This is a genomic window from Lentibacter sp., assembly GCF_029254145.1.
GTDB lineage: Bacteria > Pseudomonadota > Alphaproteobacteria > Rhodobacterales > Rhodobacteraceae > Lentibacter.
Genome location: NZ_JAQWYD010000013.1, coordinates 1 through 20,705 on the forward strand (window position 1 = coordinate 1; position 20,705 = coordinate 20,705).

Sequence of the window (20,705 nt, forward strand, 5' to 3'; positions counted from 1 at the left end):
GTTCCAAACAACTTGGAAGTCGATGTCGACGATGTTCTCGTCACCCGTCAGCATCAGGCCCGCATCCGCACCCGTGCCACCACCGATATCTTCTGTGTTTTCACGCGTGACTGGCATAACTTCGGCTGTCACAATGGGCCAAGGCGCAAAGTTAAGGCCCGGCCCGCCCACGCATGGGCTATTACATTCACCAAGGAAAAGCTCGACTGACTGTTCTTCTGGCTTCACGGTATAAAAGCTCTGGAAAAGCCAAAGCGCAAAGGCCACCAACAGCCCAAGGCCGATCGTACCACGGTTCAGCCCGGGTCCACCGCTGCCGCCTTGGCCACCACGGTTCGCGCCATTTCCACCACCACGGCCGCCCATCAGGACGCGCAGCTGCTCTTGGCCTTTTTTCATCAATTCATCGATTTCAGGAATTGGCGAAGGCTCTTCGCTCGGAGGCCTGCGCCCACCGTTCGGCCGCTGGTCGCGCCCGTTATCCCCGTTATCATTTCCGCCGCCGCCCCATGGGCCGCCAGAATTACCCGCCATCTAGAGATTTCCCCTCTGTTTTGAGTCTTTAAGTCGCTATGCCCTAACTTGTGTGTCTGCGCCACCATTTCAACCCTTTTGGTAAGGATTAAGCGCGCCGCACAGGCTCTTTCATCGTTACAAGCTCTTCGCTCATCGTCGGGTGCACCGCAACGGTGCGGTCAAAGTCTTCCTTTGTTGCTCCCATCTTTACCGCAATCCCCGCCAGCTGGATCATCTCGCCTGCGCCCGGCGCGACAATATGACAACCCAAAACCTTGCGGCTCGCCTGAGACACAATCAGCTTCATCAAGACACGGTTTGAGCGCCCTGCAAAGCTCTGCTGCATCGGCTTGAAGGAAGCGCAATAGACTTCTATCGCCCCCTGCTCACGCGCGTCTTCCTCGCTTAAGCCCACTGTCCCCATCTCTGGCTGAGTGAAAATCGCAGTTGGGATAAGCGCGTGGTCAGGCTTTGTCGGATTACCGTTAAACACCGTCTCCACAAAGGCCATACCCTCACGGATCGCCACAGGCGTCAGGTTCACACGGTCCGTCACATCGCCCACGGCATAAATGCTCGGGACTTTGGTCTGGCTGTAGTCATCCACCAATACCTTGCCATTGCGGCCCAGCTCTACACCGACGGCCTCAAGGCCCATGTCTTGCGTGTTTGGCGCACGGCCCGTGGCAAACATTACCTGCTCAAAGACTTCGTCGTGTCCATTCGTTGAGATCACGCGGATACCGCCATCCACTTTCTGCATTTCAAGAATGTTTGTCCCCAAATGCAGCTTAACACCGTTCTCGATCATCTCTTCAGAGACAAGGCCACGGGCTTCGTCGTCAAAGCCGCGCAGAATTTGCGCGCCGCGGTAATACTGCGTCACATCAACCCCAAGCCCGTTCATAATGCCAGCAAACTCGCAGGCAATATAGCCGCCACCCAGGATCAGCATATTCTTGGGCAAGCGCTCAAGGTGGAAAATCTCGTTTGAGGTGATGGCGTGCTCTGCACCCTTCATCTCAGGCTTTACAGGTCGCCCCCCCATAGCGAGCAGAATGTGCTTGGCGCTCTTGCGTGTCCCGTCAGACAACTCAACCTCATGCGCACCAACCACTTTGGCCCGCGCATCAAAGCTCTCAACACCGTTGTTTTTGAGAATGCCGCGATAGACATTTTCCAAGCGGTCAAGCTCTGCGTGAAGCTTCGTCTTGAACACGCCCCAGTCAAACGCCCCGAGGCTCACATCCCAACCGTAAGCCTGCGCATCCGAAATCGCACCGGGAAACTCGCTGGCAAAGACCATAAGTTTCTTGGGCACACAGCCACGGATCACACAGGTTCCGCCGTAACGGTCCTCTTCAGCCAAAGCCACTTTCGCACCACCCTGTGCCGCCACCCGCGCGGCGCGTACGCCCCCCGAACCGCCGCCAATGACGAAAAGATCATAATCAAAGCTCATGCCGCGTTCCTCAGTCCATCAAATCGGTAAATAAATTGTCGTCTTCCAAAAAGTCGAGACGGTCAATCTCGACAGTCCCCGCATTGGTATCGCGGATTTCGACCCTGCCGTCGCCATACCCAACAACAACCTTGTCACAGACATCAAGAAACAGCCCATTCTCGACCACGCCCGGAATCTGGTTCATCACAAGGCTGAGCTGGCGCGCGTTGCCAATACGGTTGAGGTGCAAATCTAGGATGTGGTTCCCCTCATCCGTAAAATAGGGCACATCGCCGTTCATCCTGAGTGTGGTGTTGCGTCCAAGGACATCCATGCTCACAAGCGTCTCCTCGATGAGTGCTTTAGTGGTCTGCCAGCCAAACGGGATCACCTCAAGCGGCAGCGGAAAGGCCCCAAGCCGCTCTACTTCTTTGCCAATATCCGCAATCACAATCATCTGGTCACTGGCCGTCGCCACGATCTTTTCCTGAAGCAGAGCACCGCCGCCGCCTTTGATGAGGTTCAACTCGCCGTCAAACTCGTCCGCGCCGTCAATCGTGAGATCAAGCCACTTCGCCTCATCAAGGCTGATCACATCGATACCCACATCGCGCGCCAGCTCTGCTGTGCGGGTGCTTGTCGGTACGCCTTTGATCTTGAGGCCGTCTTCGCGCACCATCTCACCGAGACAGCGCACCAGCCACGCCGCCGTGCTTCCCGTACCCAGCCCGACGCGCATCCCGTCTTCGACAAATTCCGCCGCACGCTTGGCCGCAACGAATTTGGCCTTATCAATCGGTGAAAGTTCTCCGCTCATGGCAGCCTCGCTTTTTTCCGCTGCTCTGCTTATAGAAAACTTGTGCGACAGGTGCGAGAGGGCAGCCTCTTTTTCTTGCCCCCAAAACCGCCGCAAAAGCTGATAAAATTCTATTTTTCCGCTCGCTCTGCACGGCATGTCGCATTTGTAATCTGTTTTGGGCGCTCAACCGCCCATTTTTCATCACATGACATATTGCCTCCATTACGCCCCTGATAATGCCTCGCTCATCATCCGCCTTGCGCTGGAAGAGCTTGAACTGCCCTATGAAACCATACTTGTCGACCGCGCACTCGCCGCCCAGCAGAGTGCCGAATATCTCGCGCTCAACCCCAACGGCCTCATTCCCGTGCTCGAAACGCCCCACGGCGCGCTGTTTGAAACAGGGGCGATTCTTCTCTGGCTGGCCGACACCGAAGGAAAGCTTGCCTCAGCGGCCGAGAGTGCCGCGCGCGGCAACTTCCTAAAATGGCTGTTCTTTGTCTCAAACACGCTCCACACCGAGCTGCGCATGCTCTTTTATCCCGCCAAATACATCGGCGAGGACACAGTTCACCAAGCCGCCCTGCGTGCAGGTCTGCAAAAGAGCCTCGCCACACACTTGCAAAAGCTGGACAGGCTTGCATCTGATGGTCACAGCTGGTTTGCCAGCGCCTCACCCAGCATCCTCGATCTCTATGTCGTAACGCTGATACGTTGGCTTGCACTCTACCCAATAGAAACTGCGCACTGGTTTTCTCTGTCTGACACGCCGCATTTGTCCCGTTTAGCGTCTCAAGTCGAGTGCCGCGCCAGCGTGAAGGCGGCTATCAAAGCCGAAGGCCTCGGCCCAACACCATTCACAGCGCCAAGCTACGCCACACCCCCAGAAGGATCGGCCATCTAATGTTTCTCTCAGTGTTTGAAATGTTCAAAGTGGGCATAGGCCCCTCCTCCTCCCACACAATGGGCCCGATGGTTGCCGCTGCGCGCTTTCTTGATCTCATGCGCGCTTCACCCTTTGAGTTCGCAGGCCTCAAAGGCAGCCTACACGGCTCCCTCGCCTTCACAGGCATAGGCCACGCGACAGATCGCGCGACCATTCTGGGCCTCGCAGGCTTTGTCCCCGAAACCTATGATCACGAAAAGGCCGAAGCCACGCTTGAAGCAATCCGCGAAACCCACACGATCAGTCCTGAAGGCCTCCCAACGCTCAAATTTTCGCCCAAAGACGATCTGCTCTTTGATTATGGCCCAGCGCTCGCAGGTCACGCCAACGGTATGGTCCTGCACGCGACAGATGCGCAGGGCGATGTGATCTTGTCCGAGACCTACTATTCCATTGGCGGCGGTTTTGTTCTGACTTCCGATGAGCACGCTCAAGGCAAGGCCACCGATGATGACGGTCCCCCCATCCCCTACCCGTTCAAATCCGCTGCCGAAATGCTGCAGATGTGCAAAACATCTGGCAAGAACATTGCCGAAATGAAACGTGCCAATGAAATCGCCCGTGGCGGCCACGACAATCTGCGCGCCGGCTCAGCCCGCCTCTGGCAGGTTATGAACGACTGTATCAACCGTGGTCTTGAAACCGAGGGTGAGCTTCCGGGCGGCCTATTTGTGAAGCGTCGCGCCAAAGGTATCCACGATGCGCTCATCGCAGAGCGCGGCATGAACCAGCGCGCGCCCCACACCATCAACGACTGGATGAGCACCTACGCCATGGCCGTCAACGAGGAGAACGCCGCAGGCGGTCAAGTCGTCACCGCACCAACCAACGGCGCGGCTGGCGTCATGCCCGCCGTGATCCGTTACTGGCTTGACCATGTTCCAGGCGCCTCCGAAAGCGGCGTCGAAGACTTCCTGCTCACGGCCGCCGCCATCGGCGGGCTCGTGAAATTCAATGCAAGCATCTCAGGTGCCGAAGCAGGCTGTCAGGCCGAAGTCGGCTCAGCCGCTGCCATGGCCGCAGCTGGTCTTTGTGCCGTCATGGGTGGCACGCCCGAGCAAGTCGAAAACGCGGCAGAGATTGCGCTGGAGCATCACCTCGGCATGACCTGCGACCCTGTCAAAGGTCTCGTGCAAGTCCCCTGCATCGAACGCAATGGCCTTGGCGCAATCAAGGCAGTGTCTGCCGCCTCACTCGCCTTGCGTGGCGATGGCACACATCTTGTCCCCCTCGATGCCTGTATCGAAACCATGCGCCAAACAGGGGCCGATATGAGCGAGAAGTATAAAGAGACATCCCTCGGCGGCCTCGCCGTAAACGTCCCCAACTGCTAAAAAGCATGTTCCGCGTGGTCTGGCGTCGTTTTTAAGCCAGACTGCGGGGCCCTAGCCCCTACCCTGTCATTAAAACAGGACCGCTCATGCAAGACCGCACTACACTTGGCATCGCTTTCATGGTCGCCTTCGCGCTTGTCGCTCCGAACATGGACGCTTTCGCCAAAGCGACGCCTGATTATATCCCGGTGATGGAAATTCTCGGCTTCCGCTTCGGAATCCAAGTGCTGCTGCTGCTCCCCGTCGCCTTCGTTCTTGGTATCGCTCACAGACCCCGTGTCCCGGAAATTGGCCTGCATCTGGTGCGGGGCTTTCTGATCATGGCTGCTACAGGCCTGTTCTTTGCCGCAGTGCGCGAAATGCCACTGGCCAACGCCATTGCAATCTTCTTCGTCGAACCCTTCATCCTGACGCTGCTCGGCGCACTCTTTCTCGGCGAGGCTGTCGGCCTGCGCCGTATCATGGCCTGTACCGTCGGGTTTGGCGGCGCACTCCTCGTAATCCAACCAAGCTTTTCAGAACTCGGCTTTGTCGCGCTCTACCCCCTCGGCACAGCCCTATGTTTTGCTCTGTATATGGTCATGACCCGCTCTATGGCGCAGCGCCTCAGCCCGATCACACTGCAAGCCTACACCGCCATCGCTGCCAGCGCCCTCATACTGCCTTTGCTTTCCGCCTTTGACGGCACAGGAAACACGGCCCTTGACCCCGCCATGCCCCATGGCCTCGCTGTCTATACGCTGCTCGGTGTCGGTGTTGTATCAACCATCTCGCATCTGTTCATCAGCCTCGCGCTCAAATTTGCTCCCGCGGCCACTATCGCGCCACTACAATATCTTGAGATCGTCGCGGCCACATCCCTTGGCTACTTTGTCTTTAGCGATATCCCCGACGCGCTCACCTTCCTTGGCATCGCCATCATTGTCAGCGCAGGCCTCTATGTCTTCGCCCGCGAGCGCCGCGCCGAGCAAGTTCTGGCACAACAAACTGACGTTCCCCACACGCCCTAACAAACGCTGTTTACCTGCTAGACATGCAAGCTAACGGGCCAACACCTCAAAGACCGCGCCTCAGCTGAGAGCACAATGCAGATGGCTCCTCTGACTTGGTTGCACGGTCGCAAAGCACCGATGAGACCACTCCATCACAACCCTTACATATTTTTCAGCCCCCCAACGCTCAACTTTAAGTTGCCAGAACAGATTCGCCGTTCTAGCTTTCTTTTATGTTCGATGACAAACCCCTCCTTGGTATCCTCCTAATGCTCGGCTTTTGTATCGTCGCCCCTTTGGGTGACGCAGTGGCAAAGCTCATAGGTCAAAGCGTGGCACTTGGCCCAATGCTTCTGCTCCGCTTTGCTGTTCAGGTTGTCTTGCTCGCGCCCTTCATTGTTCTCTCACTGCGCCCTTGGCGCCTATCGCCACGCGTCTTGGGGTTTTGCGCCCTGCGCACAGGTCTTCATATGGCGGGGATCGGCCTTATGTTCACGGCCCTGCGCCACATGCCATTGGCCGACGCCATCGCCATCGTTTTCGTACTGCCGTTTCTCAATCTTTTCCTTGGCCGTGTTTTGCTCAACGAAACCGTCGGTGCCGCCCGCCTGTTTGCCTGTATCGTTGGATTCACAGGAACACTCTTTGTGATCCAGCCAAGCTTTGCCGCCGTCGGGCGGTATGCCCTATTGCCCCTGCTCGTCGCCCTGCTCTTTTCAGGCTTCATGCTCATTACGCGTCACATTTCGCAAGAAACGGACCCAATCGGGCTACAATTCATTTCCGGTCTTATGGCAACGGCGTTCATGCTCCCACTATTTGTCCTTGGCAGCGCCGCAGAACTTGGCGATTTGACATGGGCAACACCCAATAGCCTCGAATGGGGCCTCCTTCTCGCAGTCGGAGCGCTCGGCACATTGGCCCACCTTCTGATGACTTGGTCCCTGCGCTACGCGCCCTCCGCAACCGTCAGCCCCATCCAATATGTCGAAATACCGATCGCCGCACTCATCGGCCTTCTGATCTTCTCCGATCTGCCCAACGCTTTGGCCAGCTTCGGCATGAGCCTCACGATCGCAGCAGGCCTGTTCACAATGTTCGTTGAGGGGACCAGCCAGCGCCGCAGTCCAAAAGAGCCGCCATCGCCCCGTCCAGTTCCGACAGCGGCAGAATAACCAACATCATTGGCGCATCGACACTCAGCTCAATAGGCCCCAGCGCCTCATTTGACGTTCCGATCTGACGGCGAGGATCAAAGCACACCTCATCGACAGGCCAGCGCAACCCCTCCGATTGCCCCCGCACCGGCCCCAAAGGATAGAGTGAGACGCGCGTCCCCGCCTCAAGCTGAAGACGCAGATGAGGCGGCGCCAGAAAGACAATATCCTCTCCCCCGATCAGAACACAGCGCCGCTCAGGATAGGCTGCAAGCACATGAAGCGCGGCAAGCTCATGGTCTACGCGCCCGCCGAGAAAGCCGACCCCCAGCACAAGGGGCGCCTCAATTCGCGTCATGCATTTCTCAAAGTCAGTGCTGTCTTGCTCGTTAACTTTCAACGCACGATCAGGCCAAAGCAGGGTTAATGCCTCAGGCGATATAGAATCCAAATCACCGATCACCATATCCGGCTCACGCCCCTGAGCGATCAACCAGTCTGCACCACTGTCCGCTGCGACAACACGCCGATAAAGCCCGGATGCCGCCTCGAGACCCGTTTTGCGCTTTCTCCCGCCCCCAACCAGCAAAACTGGTTCCAGATCGTGAACAATGGCTGTTTTCATCCGATTTTTACCCTTTTGAAGGAAACACACCACAATATTGACACAAAATAATACGCTAAAAATCTTAGATTCGGTCCGCTTTCGACGCCGTGCGCTGTCATTAACTATGACAATTATAAAATTACGTGGCGAGCAAGAACATGGTTAACACGAACAAGATCCTCACCGTCTCCTATGGCACATTCTCGTGCACATTGGAGGGATTCGACGATTCTTTCGGAACAATGAAAGCCATTGCGGAGTATTTTCGCGATCTTGCTGCCGATGACCGCTATTTTGGTGCCGAGCCTCCAAGCCCTGACGCCGAAATGCTGGCCCGTATCGCTGAGCGTGAAATCTCGCGCCGCGTCGAAGCCCATCGCGATGAAAACACCTTTGTTCTGCGCGCTGACCCAGCAAGCTTGCTGCCCATGGCCACAAAACCTGTCGCCAAAGCCCCCGAAGCGCCTGCAACAGAGGTGGAAGCGCCCGCCGCCGCACCCGTTGCAGACGAGCGCGCTGCCAAACCCGAAGTGGTGCGCCCTATCAAAGAGGCCAGCCCAGTTGCAGAGGCACGCCCCGAAACGTCCATCGCAGGCCTTTCCGCCCTTGTGGCCGAGAGTCAGGCCTCTCATGAGGCGGACGATACACTCCCTGAAGCTACGCCCCGTCCCGAGCCTGTTGCTGCAACACGTCAAGCCACAGCCGACCCTGACAGCGTTGCCGCTAAACTTCAGCGCATCCGCGATGTGGTGAGTAAGCATGATGGTGAAAACGGCTATTCAGAAGACGAACATGCAGAGGACTTTCTCACGGAAGACGAGGATGCCACTGAAGAGTTTCTAAGCAGCGCCCAGGACGATATCGAAGCGGCCCTCGCCGCCGATGCGGCAGCAGACGCAGCTGAAGCTGAGCGCCTTGAAGCCGAAGAAAAAGCCGAGGCTGCGCAAGCCAAAGCGGAGGCCGAAGCGAAAGCAAAGGCAGACGCCGAGACCAAAGCGCAAAAAGCTGCAGAGGCTGCTGAGGCCGCACAAAACACTCCTGACACAACAGATGATGAAGACGACATTGCCGCACTTCTGGACAAGCTCAGCGCCTCTGATAGCGCTGGTGAAACCGATCCTGCCAATGACGCCCCAAAACCAGAAGCCTTTGTCGGAGACGAAGACGGTGAGGCCCCTTTGCGCGCCCGTGTCATCAAAATGAAAAAGACTGATTTCGAGGCTGCACTTGCAGATGGCCTCATCGAAGAAGAGCAAGATGAAACCACCGCCTCATCTCTCTCTCCAGAAGACGAAGCCGATCTCATGCGCGAATTGGCCGCCGTTGAAGCCGAGGCCACTCAAGGCAACAAAAGCCAAGCCGCGCACTTCGACGAAGCTGATGAAGACGATGACTATGACAGCTACAATGAGGCTGACTTCGACGAAGACGAGCATGACGAAGACTATGACGACGAGGAGCTGAGCGCATCAACTGGCGCAGATACAGCTGGAAATCTGTTCTCTGATGAGGATGACGCGACAGAAAACACCGTCTCCTCAGCGGTGCGCGCCGTGCGCAGCGCTCGCCTTGTCGACGCCTCGACAGATGATCAGATGGGGCGCATCCTCGACAAAACCAACACCAAGCTAGAAGAAGACGAAGGCCGCGGCCGCCGCAACGCCATCGCCCATCTGCGCGCCGCTGTGCAAGCCACTGAGGCTGAGCGCAATATGGGCGGAGACCTGGGTGCAGACGGGCGCGACACAGAAGTCTACCGCGATGATCTGGAAACAGCCGTGCGGCCTCGCCGCCCTGTGGCCACGCAAGACGCAGCGCGCCCCGATGCGCGCCGCCCTGCGCCGCTCAAGCTTGTTGCAGAGCAGCGCATCGATACGCCCCAGCGCGAAGGCCCGGTGCGTCCGCGCCGTGTGAAAGTCACCCAGACGCTGGTACACAACGAAGCGCCCAAAGGCTCCGCTGATTTCGCAGAATATATCGAAAAAGTTGGCACGCAAAATCTTGGCGAAGTCCTTGAGGCTGCAGCCTCCTACATGGCCTATGTTGAGGGGCAAGACGCCTTTTCGCGCCCTCAGCTCATGTCAAAACTAAGTGGAACAGAGCATGCCGACACCTCACGTGAGGACCGTTTGCGCTCTTTCGGCCAGCTTCTGCGCGCTGGCAAAATCCGTAAGCTCGGCGGCGGACGTTTTGAGGCGTCAGAGGATATTTCCTATCGCCCCAACACTCGTGCCGCCGGCGCATAAACGTTGTAACGAGTTCTTCTTTACCCATTACCCCTGACGATCCTTGACTGCTCTAAACTTTGGGCGCCCTCAGCGGGCGCCCTTTTTTCTTGAGCAGATCAGATCCGTTCCTGCGTGTATTTGCGCAGCTCAACCCGCGCCACTTGGCGGCGGTGCACAGCGTCGGGCCCGTCTGCGAGCCGAAGCGTGCGAACATTTTTCCACATAGCGGCCAAAGGCGTATCCTGTGAAATCCCTTGCGCACCAAACATTTGCACCGCTTCGTCAATGACTTTCAAAGACATCAAAGGCGCAACAACCTTGATCTGGTGAATCCATGGCGCAGCCGCTTTCATGTCGCCTTGGTCCATCATCCAAGCGGTCTTGAGGCACAGCAGGCGAGCCTGCTCAATCTCCATACGCGCATTAGCAATGATGTCATAATTTGCACCAAGATGGGCGATCTGCTTGCCAAAGGCCTCGCGCTGCAAGCTACGGCGACACATCAGTTCAAGCGCGGCCTCCGCCTGCCCGATCGCGCGCATACAATGGTGTATCCGCCCTGGCCCAAGCCGCCCCTGTGACACTTCAAAGCCGCGCCCCTCGCCCAGAATCATATTCTCTGCAGGCACGCGCACATTCGTCATACGGATATGCATATGCCCGTGAGGTGCATCATCATTGCCATAGACCTGCATCGGGCGCAGCACTTCCACACCCTCTGTGCCCGCAGGCACAACAATCATCGAATGGCGCTTGTGCTTGGGGGCGTCGTCTCCGCCGGTGCGCACCATCACGATATAGACCTTGCAGCGCGGATCACCCGCGCCCGAGGCCCACCATTTCTCGCCATTCAGCACATAATCGTCGCCGTCACGCTCACAGCGCAACGCAATGTTTGTCGCATCCGAACTGGCCTCGTCAGGCTCCGTCATCAAATAAGCCGAGCGAATCTCGCCCGCCAGAAGAGGCTTGAGCCACTGCTCTTTCATCGCTGGTGTGCCATACCGCTCAAACACTTCCATATTTCCCGTGTCTGGCGCTCCGCAGTTAAAAACCTCGGCCCCCATCGGCGTCTTGCCCATTTCCTCAGCAAAATACGCGTACTCCACAGTACTCAGGCCCAAGCCTTTGTCGCTGTCAGTCAGCCAGAAATTCCAAAGCCCGCGCTCCTTGGCTTTGGCTTTGAGACCTTCCAAAATCTTGGCCTGCCGCTCGGTGTAGCTCCAGCGTTCGCCCTTGCCGATCTCGGCATGATACTCGGCTTCCAGCGGCATGATCTCATCCGCGATCATCGCCTTAACCCGCTCCAAAAGCGCCGCACTCTCCGCTCTCAGTCCCAAATCCATACCGTCTCTCCCTTTGGCTTTAGCCGATAAAAGGCCGTGCCTGCCCAAGAGTAAAGTCCCCACGCATGTCACGTTACGTCCTGCCTTTGGTACCCGAAAAACACCCGCTTCGGCAAAATGACGCTAACCCGCACCATTTAGTTAAAATTTTATTTGATATCGTCATGCAGACAGAGACTATACGGCATGGGTATTTCATTTAAAGACGCGTTAAACCAAACACTTGCCAAAACAGGTCACAGCCTAGAGACCGTCGCAGAAGGCGCGAATGTGCCTCTCAAGGCTCTTCAAACCTTCATGCAAGATGACACGGGTGCCTTGGTTGTAGAAGACGCGATCAAAGTCGCTGAGTTTTTCGGCCTCAGCCTTGATCGCTTCTTGGATGATCCGAAAGTTGCAAACCATATTGCAATAGCGCAGCTCTACTCGTCGCTACCGCCTTTGCTAAAAGCTCAACTCGAAGCTTATGCCCAAGAGCGGTCTGACGCTCAGGATCAGCCTCCGCCAACCAACGACTGATTGAAGAATTTTCATCATCAGGATGCGGCACGTTTTTACTCCGGTGGCTTCATAAATCAGGCCCTGAATGTCAGCCTGCAATGCCCGACCTGCTCAGTGCTTGAGCCCGAGTCAAAATAGTTTGCAAATATCCACAGATGTGGAAACATGAGCCATGATTGGTCAAAAAGTTCTAGATTTATGTAAGCTCAAAGGTGTTACCCTGAGCGCCGCCTGTCAGGCCTCTGGGCTCAAATATTCAACTCTGCACGCCCAGATATCAAACAACCGGCCCATTCCCTTCAAAACCATCGATAAGCTGTCGCGCAAACTCAGCGTGCCGCTAAGCTACTTCTCGGAAGGCCAGCCCTTATTTTAAGTCAATGCACTAGCAGCTGACCGCGCTCCAAGCGGCTCCATGCTCCAATTCGAAACATCCGTAAACGCGCAAGCCAAGCTCTTGGCCGAGCAGGGCTATCACCCAAGTATCGACGATGTTCTCGACTGGTTGGTGCATGTCGACTTTCAGCTCAAAGACTTTGATTGGATCAAAGACCAAGTTGATCTCTACTATCCCCTGCAAACCGATGACATCATGGCGCGGCCCCATTCCGTCGGCAACGAAAGCCTCGCCGCCAAACTTCTTGGATTTTCAAAGGATGTTGATCTGAAAGCCCATTTCGACAAGTTTGACACGAATGATGTCGCTGTGATCAGGCTATCTCATGCAGCCATAACACCCCAAGTATACAGCGTGACCGACCAAGCCTTTCATGCACAATGGAACCAAGGTGTTATCAGCGGCAGCTATCGCAAGCTCATGGCAGGTGTTCGAGACGACAATGGTGTCCCCCTAACCTTGGTCTTTTGCCGCCTGATCAATTTCAACACCCACCAGTGAATGGGTCAAATCCATCTTGGCCATATAAATCACAGCCATATCGTCGCTGCGAAGCATTGGTCGTGGTTCACCCCAAAGAAACGCGGAATGGGTGATTGAAGCAAAACCGTAGACGTCCTGTAGTGACCTATGTTGATAAGGAATGTGCGCAAAAATCCAGTCAAAGCTCGGCCATGTCATCGCTGACAAAATTACACAAAGGCGAATATATTCTCTCAAAACCTGTCGCTTGCCCCGCGCCGCATCCGATATGTGCAGGTCACCGAGGTAAATCAGTGTGCCCCGCAGCCTCTCGTTGAGCGGGGGGGCCACATACTCTAACTTCGCTTAGATATTGTACTGTGTGCTCGTCGTGCGGCGAATGTAATGTTCAAAGCTCTCTTGCCCGAGCGCAATCTGCTGCGCAGCAAGCCCCCCGACAATCGTCTCGCCTTTCTTCAAAAACAGCCAGAACGCGCGTCCCTCGGTGAAATCGTTGCGGCGCGTATCAAACATTGGCGAGCGAAAGGGTTTGCCCGTCTGCTGCACCAGTGTTTCGATTTCGGCAAAATCATCAGACGCCAACACGTCATATCCAAGCTTTATGAGCCGTGCCAAATGCAAGGCCGCCCGCTCTGTCAAATCCATTTGAAACATCTGCCCACTCAAACTGTAAAACCACAAAATCTTGCAAACGTGATGCACGAGCAGCCAAGAGAGTTCAACTTCGGGGTGTAAGTGCATGCGAATTATCGCGCGTGGTGGCGCTCAAAAGTCGCATCAAATATCTCGAGTGAGAGACAGGACATATTCTCTCATGGAGAGAATGGTGCGGTCGAGAGGACTCGAACCTCCACGGGTGTTACCCCACAGCGACCTCAACGCTGCGCGTCTACCAATTCCGCCACGACCGCACTGTCTAGGCTTGGTGAAGCGTCGTTTAGCGAATGCCTCTGGGGATGTGAAGCGAAAATCGGCACCGTTGGCAGAAATAATCGCCCTAAGCCTTGCGCCAGCGCCGTGTCAGCCAGAAAAGCCCGCAGCCCCCCAGCAACAGCGTTGCCAAAAACCCCTGTATTTCATGGCCTGAAAATAGGCTGTCAGACAGTATTCGCCCCGGAAAGAGCGTAAACAACCCTGCCCCCAAAAATCCAAGCAGCGCCCCGAGAATATGCGCTTTGTGAGCGGATATCCTGCGCCGTCGCGCCGCGCGCACGGCGTTGAAGAGGCTCATAAGGGTGATCATGGACAAAATGTGAATCGGACTCCACGGCCCAATCAGCCGAATCTCCATGATCCAGAAAGAACTTGCGGCTGTCAGCGCCATAAAGATCACCCAGAACCGCCCCCAAAGCACATGCCCCCGCGTCCCTTTGCGCCGCATCAACATCACAGGGGTCAGCGCCAGCGTCATCATCGCGGCAAGTAAATGTATCTGCACAGCAGTAGATGCACTCAGGATCGGCTCGAGGGTCATGTGAAAGCTCCTTTTGTCTTGGCTCTCAAATGGGCTATGACAAGGTCAAAGCGGCGTCAGCCGCGCTTGTGCCAATTTGCGGAGAGCTTACGTGAAAGACAGCCCCACGCATTCTGCGCTTCGCGAGTTGCGGCGCATATTTTCCGCGCCGCGTACGTTTGTCGCGCTGGCAGGCGCGGTCATCTTTATCGCGGTTTCTGGCCCGTTCGGCACCTATGAGTCTCTCGCCTTCGCGCCCCGCCTCGCCTATTGGGCCTTCACAGCGCCGCTGACCTTTGCTCTCGGCACCTTTACAGCGACGCTCGTCGCCCGCCGTTTCAAAGGTCGGGGCCCAATCTGGTTCGCCCCCAGCATGGTTGCCATCAGCACAGCGCTCAGCGTGGGCGCACTCGTGCTTTTGCTCAACTGGGTCGCCTTCGGCGCAGCCCCCACAAATCTGCACTATAACATCAGCCTCCTCGGCTCGATCTTTATCACCGCAGCCCTCATTGCCCTCGCGCTTTATTATATTTCAAACCAAACGTCCGTCGTGCCAAATGGCCCACCGCCGTTGCTGGCAAGGCTCGAGCTCGCCAAACGTGGCCCGCTTGCCTCCCTCTCGGTCCAGGATCACTACGTCGAAGTGGTCACAACAAAAGGCGCGTCGCTCCTCCTTATGCACCTCACGGACGCCATCAAGGAAACGGGCGCAGATACAGGCCTGCAGGTGCACCGCTCTCACTGGGTCGCCACCACGCAGATCGCAAACATCACCCGCGAGGGCGACAAAGCCCGCATCACCCTGAAAGACGGGCGCGACATTCCCGCCGCGCGCAGCTATATCCCTGCCCTAAAAGACGCGGGCCTTTTGCCGCGCTGAAGGAAACCAGATGATCGAATGGAAACACACCGACGGGCTCGTGCCCTATGAAGAGGCCCTCGCCTTCATGGAGGCGCGCGTCGCAGACATATCCGCAGGCACTGCCTCAGAGTGCATCTGGCTTCTGGAGCACCCGCCGCTCTACACCGCCGGCACCTCCGCCAAGCGAGAAGACCTCGTCGCCCCCGACCGCTTCCCCGTTTATGAAGCCCGACGTGGCGGGCAGTATACCTATCATGGTCCAGGCCAACGTGTTGTATATGTGATGCTCGATGTTGCAAAGCGCGGCCGCGATGTACGCTGCTTTGTGCGCGATCTCGAACGCTGGGTCATCAACACATTGGCAGAGTTTAACGTGACAGGCGAAATCCGCGAGGGCCGCGTCGGCGTCTGGGTCGAGCGCGAGGACAAACCGCTCACAGCCACAGGCGCAAAAACCGAGGACAAAATCGCCGCCATAGGCATTCGTCTGCGCAAATGGGTCAGCTTTCACGGCATCTCGATCAACGTTGAGCCTGACCTCGAGCATTTTTCAGGCATTGTCCCCTGCGGCATCACAGAGCATGGCGTCACCTCTCTGGTCGATCTTGGCCTCCCCGTGACAATGGATGATCTCGATCTTGCGCTCAAAGCGACTTTTGAGACTGCCATGACAGCGCCAAGTTGCAACTAAGCCCGCCCTACATGGCTTTGCACGCTCCCCGCGTCGAAATGTCCGTTGCACAAATTGCGCCGAATGGTCAGATAGTCCGTATGCATAAGACCCAAACCAAACCAAAGGACTCTTTAGCCATGAAACTTTTCCCTCTCCTCGCTGCGAGCGCCCTGATGGCCGCCGCTCCTGCCTTCGCTGGTGACATTGAAGCAGGCGAGAAAGACTTCAAGAAATGCAAAGCCTGCCACATGGTTGTCTCCGCTGAAGGCGAAGAAATCTACAAAGGCGGCAAAACTGGCCCCAACCTCTATGGCGTGATTGGCCGCGTTGCTGGCTCCTATGACGGCTACAAGTATGGCAAAGGCCTCTCAGCCGCTCAAGAAGAAGGCTTTGTTTGGACAGAAGCGGAACTCGCTGAGTATGTTATGGACCCAAAGGCATATAACGAAAATCACGGCTGGCCCAACCAATCTAAAATGAGCTTCAAGCTGAAAGGCGGCGGCGAAGATGTTGCAGCTTGGCTCGCCTCTGTCGGCCCAGCAGCTGAATAAGTTGCTGTAAAGCAAGCCTCGCGCTTGTCCCTTCTGACTAAAGACGCCCCTGCCAAGCGCGGGGGCGTTTTGCGTTTTGCGGACAGGTGGTCTGCCCGACAATCAACGCCCAAACGGCCATTTCCGACAAGCCGATCAATGACTGCTGGGCGGGCAAAGCAGACTTTCAACAATAAGGAATCGATGGCCGCTTTTTGTGAATTGGGAGAATTTTCCGAAGCTTTCTAAAATGCGCCTCGTGATTAAGCGCAACCTTCTAGCAAGACGTCTCGCAGACCCGTCGGAGCGCATTCGCCGGCTCACAGCCTACCGATCCTGGAAACGCGTTCCTCAAGCGCCTTATCTTCTTCGTGCAGCCGATAGTCTCCCGGTGCAATCAGAACAGCTACAAGGCGATGAAATTCGCCGTCTGTGAGTTCGATAGGAGGTCTGTTGTAAACATCGTTGCTTGCCTCAAAGAAGCCGACCATCCACCCATCAGGGCCACGCCCCATTCCCACGGTATCAAGCCAGAGTGCGAGGATTTGATCCTTGTCGAGACTTTTTCCAAGCCAAAAGCAAACCCAGTCTGACGTATTTTCCCAATACCGGGACGAAACGCATCAAAGCCAAGTCGCTTGGAAAGCGACTGCGAAATCGTCGTGAGCCCTGCGCCCTCTGTGCTGAGATCAATCCCTCCATGCTCCCAAAAGCCGGGGTCCTGCACCTTGATAAGTTGCTCCAAACGCTCGGCACCAAGCGCATCGGGACCGCGCCCGTCAGCGATGATACGATCGGCCTGTTTGCCGTATGCGTTGGCGTGATGCACAGCGTCCCGGTATCCGATGGCACCGTAACCGAAGCCAAGCAGGGCAATGACCATTAGCGCAATCGCGGCAGTTTTAATAAGTCTCTTTATTCTAGCAGTGCCTCGCTACTTTCTTTGTCCCACGGGTTTATCTGCGCTGCAGCTGAAAACTCAATTGTATCTGTCATTTCCACCGGCCGCGCTGGCCTCGCCCGCGGGCGCATTTTTCGCAACAGGTTAAACCGAGACCTAAGGGGCTCCAATCACAAACCGAACGGCCATGCTGACAACCGCGTCACGTTGAGTGCCTGAAGGGGTATCAAACGTGTGGCTGGCGTCCGGCCAGACGGTCAGTTCCGAGGTCTTTATCAAGGCGTCGGCCAGTTGGGCCGATGCCACAGGTACGCTTTGATCGTTCTGGCCGATGATGATCAAGGTCGGTGCTGATACATAGGGCGCAAACTTTGCAGGGTCCTGGTCAAGAACGGAAGCCCAATATCGGTGAGGCAGCCCCAACTCTGTTTGCTCGACACTTTGAGGCGACGCGTCGATCCGCGCAAAGACAGTTTCAATCGCTTGTCCTTGACCGCGTTCATCAAACAACAGGCGCAGCTCTTGGCGTTGTGACAGTGCGCCAGCCCCAAGCAGTGCCAGGCGATCCACCCGGGCAGTAGAGGCTGCAATTTTAAGCGCGAGCACCCCCCCCTCTGAGGTTCCAATCACCGGTATTTTATCGACGTCAAACCGCTGGGCGATGTGATCAAGCGCAGCGACGTTTTGGCGCAACAGATTATCGTAAGTGTAGTTCTGCCAAAACTTATCCGAACAGGTTGAACCGGTTGCCCGATCTGAAACTCCGGTTTTTTCCAGACCAATGATCTCAAGCCCCTCTGGCGCCGCAGAAAAATAGGTTCCCAGATAGGCCCGCAGAGAGGTACAGCCAGAGCCACCGATGAAGAAAACGGGCAAAGGGTGTGTCGCATCGCTTGTGCGAAAGGACGCAAGTGAAAAAAGCTCGTTGTTGAGTACTACGGTATCAACGCTCGATTTGGGTGCTATGAGTTCAGCCACAAAATCAAATCGGCTCGAACAGCCGGCCCAAACAACTATTGGAAAAAAAGCCCTGCTGCAATGCTTTTTGCTGTTGGGCAGCGCATGCTCTTGAACCTCACAAAATTCGGCCTTTGGTCAATCTCTCTGGCTTAGAGGTTAGCGCAGTCATCAGCTGCTCCTCAAGCAGCCGTTCGATAATGGTGCAGCATCCGACACTTTGGGCGCAATCCCGACCTTCGCTGCGACTGGGCTCAGTGGTAGCCCGTCACCGCCCGCGCGAGCGTGCCGCCGCCTCCTGCAGCAGCTCCGAGATCATCACCGCATCAATACTCTCCACACTGGCAAAGTTTACATGCCTGCGAAACTTGCCCGTCCCTTGAAGCACCTGCGCGGGGTCCGCCAGAACAGCCCCGTCACTCAACGAAAGCTGCACATACTCCTTGTAGGGAAACACCCCGCAAAACTGGCCTTCCTTTTCTTCTGGCCAGAGCGTGTAAAGCGTCCCGCCATATTTTGCGAGGCGGCTCACCTCGGGCGCAACGCCTTCAATCAGCCTATCCAGAGCCGCAATCACAGCGCTTTGGTCTTCACCCATCATCATATCTTCACCCTCCAACACCTTATTACGCCCGATTTCTCCGCAAAATCGCCCCCTCACCCTACAAACTTGATTTGAAGCAAGGGGGTGCGACAATATAATTTGATCTGGATCAACTTCACCCGTTGCCCAAGACACACACACATTCTAAAACATGTAAATGATACACCCCGTATGCGCGCAGGGATTCCCGCTGGAATCGTCTGTTCGTATGCTGAATTTTTGGACCTAAGGGAGGCACGCATGGCAGACGCAGCCATTCACAGCCACGATCACGAGGACAACCGGAGCTTCTTTACGCGCTGGTTCCTCTCGACCAATCACAAAGATATTGGTCTGCTTTATCTTATCGTGTCGGCACTCGCCGGCCTGATCGCTGTTACATTCACTGTCTTCATGCGCCTCGAGCTCATGGAGCCGGGTGTGCAGCACATGTGTATGGAGGGGTTCCGCTTCTTCTCCTCCGGTGATGTTTGTACACCAAACGGACACCTCTGGAACGTTCTGATCACGTATCACGGCGTCCTGATGATGTTCTTTGTTGTTATTCCGGCGCTGTTCGGCGGCTTTGGCAACTACTTCATGCCTTTGCAAATCGGCGCGCCAGACATGGCCTTCCCACGGATGAACAACCTGTCGTTCTGGATGTATGTCGCAGGTCTCGCGCTCGGTGTCGCCTCGATGCTTTCACCTGGCGGCAATGACCAGCTTGGCTCAGGCGTTGGCTGGGTGCTTTACCCGCCTCTGTCAGTCAATGAAGGCGGCATGTCGATGGATCTGGCGATCTTTGCGGTTCACGTTTCGGGCGCAAGCTCGATCCTTGGCGCGATCAACATGATCACCACTTTCCTCAACATGCGCGCACCAGGCATGACGCTGTTCAAAGTGCCACTCTTCGCTTGGTCGATCTTCATCACCGCGTGGCTCATCCTCCTTGCCCTGCCTGTTCTGGCTGGCGCAATCACGATGCTCCTCACGGACCGCAACTTCGGGACAACTTTCTTTGACCCAGCAGGTGGCGGCGATCCGATCCTTTACCAGCACATTCTCTGGTTCTTCGGTCACCCAGAAGTCTATATCGTGGTTCTTCCAGGCTTTGGCCTTGTCTCGCACATCTTCGCGACATTCTCGCGCAAGCCTGTGTTTGGCTACCTGCCAATGGTTTGGGCGCTCATCGCGATCGGCGCGCTCGGCTTCGTTGTCTGGGCACACCACATGTACACGGTGGGTATGTCTCTGACGCAGCAAAGCTACTTCATGCTTGCCACCATGACGATTGCGATCCCAACAGGGATCAAGATCTTCTCATGGATCGCAACCATGTGGGGCGGCAGCCTTGAGTTCAAAACACCGATGCTTTTCGCAATCGGCTTTTTGGTCCTCTTCACAATCGGTGGTGTTACAGGTATCGTGCTGTCACAGGCCGCGGTAGACCGTGCATATCACGACACCTATTATGTCGTCGCGCACTTCCACTACACCATGTCCATGGGGGCTGCCTTCACCATCTTTGCCGGTATATATTTCTACATAGGCAAGATGACAGGCCGCCAGTATCCGGAATTCTGGGGCAAGGTTCACTTCTGGATGTTCTTCATCGGCGTCAACATCACCTTCTTCCCACAGCACTTCTTGGGTCGTCAGGGTATGCCACGTCGTTACATCGATTATCCTGAAGCCTTCGCGTACTGGAACTACGTCTCCTCATGGGGCGCATTCCTGTCGTTCGCATCGTTCATCCTGTTCTTCGGTATCGTTCTTTACACCCTCTTCCGCGGTGCAAAAGTAACTGAAAACAACTACTGGAACGAATACGCCGACACGCTTGAGTGGACACTGCCTTCGCCTCCGCCCGAGCACACGTTCGAGCAGCTTCCAAAGCAGGAAGACTGGGACAAGCAGCGCGCTCACTAAGAGCTTCGTGTAAAACGAAACAAGCGGGGCTCCGGAGCAATCTGGGGCCCCGTTGTCTTTATCG

Annotated in this window: 20 protein-coding genes, 1 tRNA gene and 1 pseudogene; 11 read left to right on the plus strand and 11 right to left on the minus strand. The window is 56.1% G+C overall.

Going from position 1 to position 20,705, the window contains the following annotated elements; genetic code table 11:
- The 3 genes and pseudogenes from P8O11_RS01505 to rpiA form a co-directional block, all read right to left on the minus strand.
- A pseudogene (locus tag P8O11_RS01505) lies at positions 1 to 534 on the minus strand (HflK protein); the annotation flags it as partial.
- Positions 535 to 622: 88 nt separating this feature from the next.
- Positions 623 to 1,978, minus strand: a complete 1,356-nt coding sequence (gene gor, locus P8O11_RS01510; protein WP_300290921.1) for a glutathione-disulfide reductase — start codon at positions 1,976 to 1,978, stop codon at positions 623 to 625.
- Positions 1,979 to 1,988: 10 nt separating this feature from the next.
- A complete protein-coding gene (rpiA, locus tag P8O11_RS01515) occupies positions 1,989 to 2,777 on the minus strand; it encodes a ribose-5-phosphate isomerase RpiA (RefSeq protein WP_300290923.1) in 789 nt (262 codons plus the stop codon).
- Between the two features lie 187 nt (positions 2,778 to 2,964).
- Between rpiA and P8O11_RS01520 the strand changes: the two genes are divergently transcribed.
- The 4 genes from P8O11_RS01520 (at position 2,965) to P8O11_RS01535 (ending at position 7,206) form a co-directional block, all read left to right on the plus strand.
- On the plus strand, positions 2,965 to 3,663 hold the full coding sequence (locus tag P8O11_RS01520; RefSeq protein ID WP_300290925.1) for a glutathione S-transferase family protein: 699 nt from the start codon (positions 2,965 to 2,967) through the stop codon (positions 3,661 to 3,663).
- Complete coding sequence (locus P8O11_RS01525) at positions 3,663 to 5,039, plus strand: L-serine ammonia-lyase (RefSeq protein ID WP_300290926.1); 1,377 nt, start codon at positions 3,663 to 3,665, stop codon at positions 5,037 to 5,039. Before P8O11_RS01520 ends, P8O11_RS01525 begins: the two co-directional genes overlap by 1 nt.
- 86 nt (positions 5,040 to 5,125) lie before the next feature.
- Positions 5,126 to 6,049 (plus strand): DMT family transporter, encoded by a 924-nt coding sequence (locus P8O11_RS01530; protein WP_300290928.1) that lies wholly within the window; start codon positions 5,126 to 5,128, stop codon positions 6,047 to 6,049.
- Between the two features lie 215 nt (positions 6,050 to 6,264).
- Positions 6,265 to 7,206, plus strand: coding sequence for a DMT family transporter (locus P8O11_RS01535; RefSeq protein ID WP_300290931.1), 942 nt, complete (start codon positions 6,265 to 6,267; stop codon positions 7,204 to 7,206).
- On the opposite strand, the gene P8O11_RS01540 is transcribed toward P8O11_RS01535, so the two are convergent.
- Complete coding sequence (locus P8O11_RS01540; protein WP_300290933.1) at positions 7,121 to 7,813, minus strand: thiamine diphosphokinase; 693 nt, start codon at positions 7,811 to 7,813, stop codon at positions 7,121 to 7,123. The genes P8O11_RS01535 and P8O11_RS01540 overlap by 86 nt on opposite strands.
- Before the next feature lie 140 nt (positions 7,814 to 7,953).
- On the opposite strand from P8O11_RS01540, the gene P8O11_RS01545 reads away from it, so the two are divergent.
- Positions 7,954 to 10,041 carry a hypothetical protein gene (locus tag P8O11_RS01545; protein WP_300290936.1) on the plus strand — a complete coding sequence of 696 codons (2,088 nt, stop codon included), beginning with the start codon at positions 7,954 to 7,956 and terminating at the stop codon, positions 10,039 to 10,041.
- 98 nt (positions 10,042 to 10,139) lie between these two features.
- Here P8O11_RS01545 and P8O11_RS01550 read toward each other — a convergent pair whose 3' ends face one another.
- Positions 10,140 to 11,369: an acyl-CoA dehydrogenase family protein gene (locus P8O11_RS01550; protein WP_300290938.1), complete on the minus strand. Its 1,230-nt coding sequence runs from the start codon at positions 11,367 to 11,369 to the stop codon at positions 10,140 to 10,142.
- Between the two features lie 186 nt (positions 11,370 to 11,555).
- On the opposite strand from P8O11_RS01550, the gene P8O11_RS01555 reads away from it, so the two are divergent.
- Entirely contained in the window at positions 11,556 to 11,888 is a 333-nt protein-coding gene (locus tag P8O11_RS01555) for a hypothetical protein (protein ID WP_300290940.1), read from the plus strand.
- 397 nt (positions 11,889 to 12,285) lie between these two features.
- Positions 12,286 to 12,768, plus strand: coding sequence for a hypothetical protein (locus tag P8O11_RS01560; RefSeq protein ID WP_300290942.1), 483 nt, complete (start codon positions 12,286 to 12,288; stop codon positions 12,766 to 12,768).
- Positions 12,769 to 13,095: 327 nt separating this feature from the next.
- Here P8O11_RS01560 and P8O11_RS01565 read toward each other — a convergent pair whose 3' ends face one another.
- The 3 genes from P8O11_RS01565 to P8O11_RS01575 all read right to left on the minus strand — a co-directional run bounded on the left by P8O11_RS01565 (position 13,096) and on the right by P8O11_RS01575 (position 14,224).
- Entirely contained in the window at positions 13,096 to 13,395 is a 300-nt protein-coding gene (locus tag P8O11_RS01565; protein ID WP_300290943.1) for a hypothetical protein, read from the minus strand.
- A gap of 179 nt (positions 13,396 to 13,574) precedes the next feature.
- Positions 13,575 to 13,661: transfer RNA gene (locus P8O11_RS01570), tRNA-Leu, on the minus strand.
- Positions 13,662 to 13,747: 86 nt separating this feature from the next.
- Positions 13,748 to 14,224, minus strand: a complete 477-nt coding sequence (locus tag P8O11_RS01575; protein WP_300290945.1) for a DUF2306 domain-containing protein — start codon at positions 14,222 to 14,224, stop codon at positions 13,748 to 13,750.
- A gap of 91 nt (positions 14,225 to 14,315) precedes the next feature.
- On the opposite strand from P8O11_RS01575, the gene P8O11_RS01580 reads away from it, so the two are divergent.
- The 3 genes from P8O11_RS01580 to P8O11_RS01590 all read left to right on the plus strand — a co-directional run bounded on the left by P8O11_RS01580 (position 14,316) and on the right by P8O11_RS01590 (position 16,289).
- Complete coding sequence (locus P8O11_RS01580; RefSeq protein WP_300290947.1) at positions 14,316 to 15,083, plus strand: LytTR family DNA-binding domain-containing protein; 768 nt, start codon at positions 14,316 to 14,318, stop codon at positions 15,081 to 15,083.
- A gap of 10 nt (positions 15,084 to 15,093) precedes the next feature.
- Positions 15,094 to 15,756 (plus strand): lipoyl(octanoyl) transferase LipB, encoded by a 663-nt coding sequence (gene lipB, locus P8O11_RS01585; protein ID WP_300290949.1) that lies wholly within the window; start codon positions 15,094 to 15,096, stop codon positions 15,754 to 15,756.
- A gap of 119 nt (positions 15,757 to 15,875) precedes the next feature.
- A complete protein-coding gene (locus tag P8O11_RS01590) occupies positions 15,876 to 16,289 on the plus strand; it encodes a cytochrome C (RefSeq protein ID WP_300290951.1) in 414 nt (137 codons plus the stop codon).
- A 299-nt stretch (positions 16,290 to 16,588) separates the two neighbouring features.
- On the opposite strand, the gene P8O11_RS13740 is transcribed toward P8O11_RS01590, so the two are convergent.
- From P8O11_RS13740 to P8O11_RS01605, 3 genes are all read right to left on the minus strand, one after another.
- Positions 16,589 to 16,789: a hypothetical protein gene (locus P8O11_RS13740; protein WP_367186814.1), complete on the minus strand. Its 201-nt coding sequence runs from the start codon at positions 16,787 to 16,789 to the stop codon at positions 16,589 to 16,591.
- A gap of 536 nt (positions 16,790 to 17,325) precedes the next feature.
- Positions 17,326 to 18,147, minus strand: a complete 822-nt coding sequence (locus tag P8O11_RS01600) for an alpha/beta hydrolase (RefSeq protein WP_300290955.1) — start codon at positions 18,145 to 18,147, stop codon at positions 17,326 to 17,328.
- A 247-nt stretch (positions 18,148 to 18,394) separates the two neighbouring features.
- Complete coding sequence (locus tag P8O11_RS01605; RefSeq protein ID WP_300290957.1) at positions 18,395 to 18,730, minus strand: DUF1801 domain-containing protein; 336 nt, start codon at positions 18,728 to 18,730, stop codon at positions 18,395 to 18,397.
- Between the two features lie 240 nt (positions 18,731 to 18,970).
- Between P8O11_RS01605 and P8O11_RS01610 the strand changes: the two genes are divergently transcribed.
- Complete coding sequence (locus P8O11_RS01610; protein ID WP_300290959.1) at positions 18,971 to 20,641, plus strand: cytochrome c oxidase subunit 1; 1,671 nt, start codon at positions 18,971 to 18,973, stop codon at positions 20,639 to 20,641.
- The last annotated feature ends 64 nt before the right edge of the window (positions 20,642 to 20,705 follow it).